Origin of the sequence: Streptomyces sp. NPDC047028 (genome assembly GCF_040644095.1) — a bacterium.
In the GTDB taxonomy this organism is placed as follows: Bacteria; Actinomycetota; Actinomycetes; order Streptomycetales; family Streptomycetaceae; genus Streptomyces.
The window spans coordinates 1-5,253 of sequence record NZ_JBEYVS010000102.1 but is presented as its reverse complement, the minus strand read 5'-3'; the positions used below and the strand labels follow the sequence as shown (position 1 = coordinate 5,253).

The 5,253-nt window shown below is 72.4% G+C and carries 4 protein-coding genes and 1 pseudogene; 1 reads left to right on the top strand and 4 read right to left on the bottom strand.

Annotated elements, in window-relative coordinates; translation table 11 throughout:
* Positions 1-115 precede the first annotated feature (115 nt).
* Together ABZ854_RS36855 and ABZ854_RS36850 are read right to left on the bottom strand one after the other, a co-directional pair.
* Positions 116-1,348, bottom strand: a complete 1,233-nt coding sequence (locus tag ABZ854_RS36855) for a cytochrome P450 (RefSeq protein ID WP_361220331.1) — start codon at positions 1,346-1,348, stop codon at positions 116-118.
* 12 nt (positions 1,349-1,360) lie between these two features.
* The gene (locus ABZ854_RS36850; protein WP_361220328.1) at positions 1,361-2,050 is read right to left on the bottom strand and encodes a SnoaL-like polyketide cyclase; all 690 of its coding nucleotides are present in this window, start codon (positions 2,048-2,050) and stop codon (positions 1,361-1,363) included.
* A gap of 475 nt (positions 2,051-2,525) precedes the next feature.
* Between ABZ854_RS36850 and ABZ854_RS36845 the strand changes: the two genes are divergently transcribed.
* Positions 2,526-4,358: a LamG-like jellyroll fold domain-containing protein gene (locus tag ABZ854_RS36845; protein ID WP_361220326.1), complete on the top strand. Its 1,833-nt coding sequence runs from the start codon at positions 2,526-2,528 to the stop codon at positions 4,356-4,358.
* A gap of 36 nt (positions 4,359-4,394) precedes the next feature.
* Here the strand turns inward: ABZ854_RS36845 and ABZ854_RS36840 are convergent, their stop codons facing one another.
* Positions 4,395-5,024, bottom strand: coding sequence for a hypothetical protein (locus tag ABZ854_RS36840; RefSeq protein WP_361220323.1), 630 nt, complete (start codon positions 5,022-5,024; stop codon positions 4,395-4,397).
* A gap of 41 nt (positions 5,025-5,065) precedes the next feature.
* Positions 5,066-5,253, bottom strand: a pseudogene (locus tag ABZ854_RS36835) (hypothetical protein); the annotation flags it as partial.

The following is a 5,253-nucleotide window of genomic DNA, read 5'->3' as shown; positions in this document are numbered from 1 at the left end:
TCGTCCGACAGCGTCAACTCGGCCTTCGGCCGCCCCGTCCGTGCCATAGAGCAAGCCTACATATCTGAACAGAATTCCCGACTCAGAACACTAGGGCCCGATCCGTACGACAGACCTAGCCGGCCGGGGCCGGGCGCAGGCGCACCGGGACCGTGGTGTGGCCGTTGCTGATCAGACTCGGCAGGCGCTCCACCTCGTGGCGTGCCGTTGCGAGGCGGGCCTCGGGGAACCGCTCGAAGAGCAGACGCAGTGCGGTGGTCGCCTCCAGGCGGGCCAGCGGGGCGCCCAGGCAGAAGTGGATGCCGTGCCCGAAGGCCAGGTGGTCCTTGCCGGGGCGGGTGGCGTCGAAGCGGTCGGCGTCCTCGTGCCAGCCGGGGTGGCGGTTGGCGGCGGCGTACGAGGCGAGGATCGCCTCCCCGGCGCGGATGGTCCGCCCGTCGGGGAGGGGGATGTCGGCGCGGGCGTAGCGCAGCGGCAGATGCTTGACGGCGGGCTCGTGGCGCAGGGTCTCCTCCACCACGTCCTGCCAGGTGCACCGGCCGGCCCGTACATGGGCGAGCTGCTCCGGCTCCGACAGCAGGGTGACGACGGCCTGGTCGATCACGTTGACCGTGGTCTCGTACCCGGCGGTGATCAACAGCAGCAGCATGTCGCGCAGTTCGGTGCCGCTCAGGGCGGAGCCGTCGCCCTCCTCGTCGCGGGCCGCGATCAGCTGCGAGGTCATGTCGTCGCCGGGCGCGGCGCGCTTGATCTCGATCAGGGCGTCCAGCAGGCCGTAGAGGGCGGCGGTGTTCGCGGCCTGTTCCCCGGCGGTGAGGTGGGTGGCGAACACGTTGTCCACCACCGTGCGGAACTCCTCCCGCCGGTCGGCGGGGACGTCCATGAGCCGGCCGATGACGGCGATCGGCAGCGGGTACGCAAGATGCTCGCGCAGGTCGGCAACTGTGCCGGCGGGAAGGGCGTCGAGACCGTCGAGGATGCCGTTCACGAGGGCCTCGACGTCCGGCTGGAGGGCGGCGATACGGCGGGCCGAGAAGGCGGGCGCGACCAGGCGGCGGAGCCGACTGTGGTCCGCGCCGTACGCGGTGAACATGCTCTGCTGCGTCACCCACAGCGCCAGCGGCCACACGGGCACGGTCCGGTCGAAGTCAGGCCAGTGGGCGCGGCCGTCCTTGGAGACGTCCCGGTGGGTCAGCAGCCGCTTGAGGAGCGCCGGGTCGGAGACGGACCAGGCGGTCACGCCGAGGATGTCCACCGGCGTGGCGGGGCCCCGCTCACGCAGGGTCCGGTGTTCGGCGTCGGGGTCGGCCCCGTTGGGGTCGAGGACGAGTACGCGGTCGTCGGTCAACTCGGGTCTCCTTCAGGCGGCGGTACGGTGGACGGGGCAGCCGCCGGTGAGGCGGGAGAGGAAGGCGTGCGGGTCGTAGAAGTGCTCGACCTCCACGAGCCGCAGGTCGGTGCCGACCCGCGCCACGCTGGAGCCGAACATCTCCACCAGCTCACCGCTCGGCGCGAACCCCTGGTACGCGCCGTCGAAGACGCCCCAGTGCCGCCATGTGAACGTGATGACCGGCGGTGGGGAGAGGACCTCCAGGACCTCCCAGAAGAAACCCTGGGTGAACGTGTCGAGGAAGGTCGCGTGCGAGGACTCGAAGGTCTCCCGGTCCTGCCGGTAGAAGACGCTGTCACCGATCAGCACGTTGTAGCTGCCGCGCTCGGCGAGCTCCCTGGCGCTCGCCCACGCCCCGCCGTTCACCCGGGTGCGGAAGCGGTCCGTGACCACGGAGACCCAGGTCGCGGGGTCCTTCTTGTGCGAGATCTCCATCTCGAAGACCTGGACGAGGCTTTCGGTGATCTCCTCCAGACTGTCCGCCGCGTGCCGGGTGGTGCGCCGGCGGGGCATCACCGTCGCCGACAGCCCGTAGTCCGGCTGCTGCCCCTCACGCCAGTGCTCCCTCTCCGTGGCGGCCATGACCGCCTCCCGCCCCTGCAGCCATAACGGCCGTGCGGCGCCCTCGTGTTCGCCGGTGCCGCTGGGTTTCTGTGCCATGTTCGGACTCTTTCCGTGGAACCCGGTGACCGGGTCGTGCCGTATGCGACCGCATCCTGACGCACGGTCGGCACGCCCCACCGGCGCGGCGAGCGGATACCGACACCCCTCGAACGGCCACATGTGAGCGTCACTCGGACGACCGCTGCGTGACTCACCGCCGAACGATCAGTTCCGCGCAGCCGCCGGTGAACGGCTGCCTCCGCCTCCACCGGTCCACGACATCCGGGCTGACTGATCGCGTCTTCGCCACACAGCCGAAACTGGTCCGTCCGCAGCGCCCGCGGTGCGCGCAAGCCGTGTGAGCCGCGTCGTGAGAATGGCTCAACCCGGCCTTGTCAAGCGGGAGTCGGGCGGGCCCGGCGGGCGGCTCCCCGGCCACGGGACGATCTGGTAGACAGTGCGAGCGGCCGCGGCCCACGCGCCGGCCCGCCCCGCTCTCCGCCCACCCGCGATCACGTCCAGGAGACCCGACATGCCTCCGTCTGCAGAGGGCGGCGAGCGCTCCGCCGAACGGGCTGCCGAGCCGCCCAGAACCGTGGACGGGGCGCGGACCGCCGACGACCTCACGCTGGCGCGCGCGGCGGCCGGCGGCGGACCCGACGCGCGTGCGGCCGCGGTGGAACTGGCCCTGCGGCACCAGGACGCGGTGGTGGCCTACGCGGCCCAGTGCACGGCGAGTTCACGGGCCGCAGCCCTCCTCACCGCCGCCGCGAGCGCGGCGGCCCTGCGCGAGCTGCTGACCGAGGACGGCGACCCGGCCTGGCGCCCGCACTTGCTAGCCGTCGTCCTGCGGACGGCCGCCGATTGGTCCCGGGACGACCGGCGGCAGCGACTGGATCCCGCCCTGCTGGAGTGGCTGGCAGGACCGGGGACAGCCGTCGAGGACCAGGAGGGGCAGGCTCCTCTCGCGAGGGCCTTCCAGCGGCTGCCGCAGCGCGTCCAGGTCTGCCTGTGGCACCTCGCGGTGGAACGGGACAGCCCCGTGACCGTGGCCCGTCTGCTGGGCACCGAACCGGGCACGGTCCTGTCCTGGGCACTGACGCTCCAGGACAGACTGCGCACCGCCTACACGCAGGTGCTCGACACCCACGCGGCCCCGCCGTGCCGGCCCTTCACCCGCCTCCTCATCGGCGCGGCGGAGTCACGCCTGCCCGCCGCCGACGCCTGGACCGTCAGCGGACTCGGCACCCATGTGGCCGTGTGCCCCGCCTGCGCGCGGGCGCTGAGCGACCTGACACGGCTGCACGACCCCGGCTACGGAGTGCTGCTGGCCGGGGAACTCCTGCGGTGGGGCGGCCCGCACTACTTCTCGGCCAAGGCCGGCCGGGACCCGGGCCCTGATCAGGCCCCCGAGCCGGAAGGACGGGAGACGGGCCGTACCCGCCGTCCGCGGGGCCTGCGCGGCCGGGTCGCGTTCACCGCGCTCGGGGCCTGTGCCGCCGCTCTGGCCGCCCTGCTCCTGTGGATGAGCGCACCCCCGTTCTCATGGGCGGGTCACGGGTCCCCCTCCCGGCCGTCGGCCCACGCCGTCACCAAGGGGCCGACTCATAGCGCCGCCCCCTCGCCCAGCGCCGCACCCCCGTCCCCCTCGCCCAGCGGGGTACGCGTCAAGAAGAGCCGTAAGGCCAAGGCGTCGGCATCGGTCTCGCCGCCTCCGGCGGTGCACGGCCTCGCGGTCCCGGACGCGGCGCTGCGCTGCGACTTCAGCGCCTCACGGCCGACGGCGACGGATGCCTGCCCCGGCCGCTTCACCGGCGGCGCGCGCGCCGTCGCGGACAGGGCGGGCTCGGCGCGCTTCGACGGCACCGGCGCCTTCGTGACCCCGCACGCGGTGATCGACACGCGGCGGAGCTTCACCGTGTCCGCCTGGGTGCGCCTGACGTGCACGTCGGGGTTCCAGACGGTGGCCGGGCAGGACGGCGGCCACGTCGGCGGGTTCTTCCTCCAGTACGCCGCCGACGCCGGGCGGTGGCGGTTCGCCATGGGCGACCGCGACTCGGTCGACTCCGACGAGTCCGCGGTGCTGTCGCGGCGGGCGCCCGTCACGGGCGGGTGGCAGCACCTGACGGGCGTGTTCGACGCCGGTGCCCGCACCGTCCGGCTCTATGTGAACGGCGGGCTCCAAGGCAGCGAGGCGCACGCGGCGACCTGGCCGGCGAACGGCCCGTTCAGCATCGGCCGTGGGTGGTGGGACGGCAGGCCCGCCGACCTCTTCCACGGCGGCATCGACGACGTACGGGTCTACGCCAGGGCCCTCGACACCTCACAGGTCAAGGCCCTGGCCGGGGCCCGGCCGAACGCCTGAGCGTCCGCGGCGGGCCCGAAAACGTGACGACAGGTCCTAGCAGTACGTCTGGCGCTCCTTCTCCGTCATCGGCCTGCTCCGCTGCGACTTGGTGCTCGGCAGGTCCGCCGGGCCGGTCGCCTCGAAGGGGACGTACCAGTAGTAGTGGCCGTGGAACCGCTTCCCGAAGATCAGCTCGTACGTGCCCTTCGCCCGCTGCATCTGCGGTGAGCGGGTCACCCAGCCGACCTCGCCCGGAGGGACGTTCAGGAAGGTCGTCTGGGACTCCGTGTGGGAGTTCGACCAGGTGTGCTTGTAGGACTGCTCGAAGGCGAACTTGTACGTCGGGCCGAACGTGCTGCCCACCTCGAACTCCTCACGGAGCGAGACACCCAGGGAGTTGGACTCGCCCGTCGTGTCCTCCCATGCCCGGGACGACGTCTGGGGGTCCTCCGTGCAGTTGTAGGCGAGGTCACCCACCTGATGGGCCGGCCCCGCGAAGATCTCCAGGGCGCCGGCCGGATGGAAGACGCACTTGTCGGTGCCGTGATTGCACTTGGCCAGCAGCTCGGCGGTGGTGGGGGTGCTGTCGGCGGCCTGCGCGGGCGGGGCGGCCAGCAGACCGCCTCCGGCGCACAGCACCGCCAGGACGGCCGCCCAGCGGGCGGGGTTGCGCGTCGATGGCATGGGTTTCCGGTCTTCCTCTCGTCGGGCAGCGGTCCGTTCCCTCAGCAGTGCTGCGCACGCTCTTCCGCCGTCATGGGCCTGGTGTGCTGCACCACGGTGCTGGTGTCCAGCGGGCTGTCGGCCTCGAAGGGGACGTACCAGTAGTAGTGGCCGTGGAACCGCTTCCCGAAGATCAGCTCGTACGTCCCCTTCACCCTCTGCAGGTCTGGATCGTCGTACGTCTTCGGCG

What these genes read in the sequence shown, in the direction of transcription:
- ABZ854_RS36850 (WP_361220328.1), bottom strand. Translation starts at nt 2,050, where the DNA reads ATGGCACAGAAACCCAGCGGCACCGGCGAACACGAGGGCGCCGCACGG.
- ABZ854_RS36845 (WP_361220326.1), top strand. Translation starts at nt 2,526, where the DNA reads ATGCCTCCGTCTGCAGAGGGCGGCGAGCGCTCCGCCGAACGGGCTGCC.
- ABZ854_RS36840 (WP_361220323.1), bottom strand. Translation starts at nt 5,024, where the DNA reads ATGCCATCGACGCGCAACCCCGCCCGCTGGGCGGCCGTCCTGGCGGTG.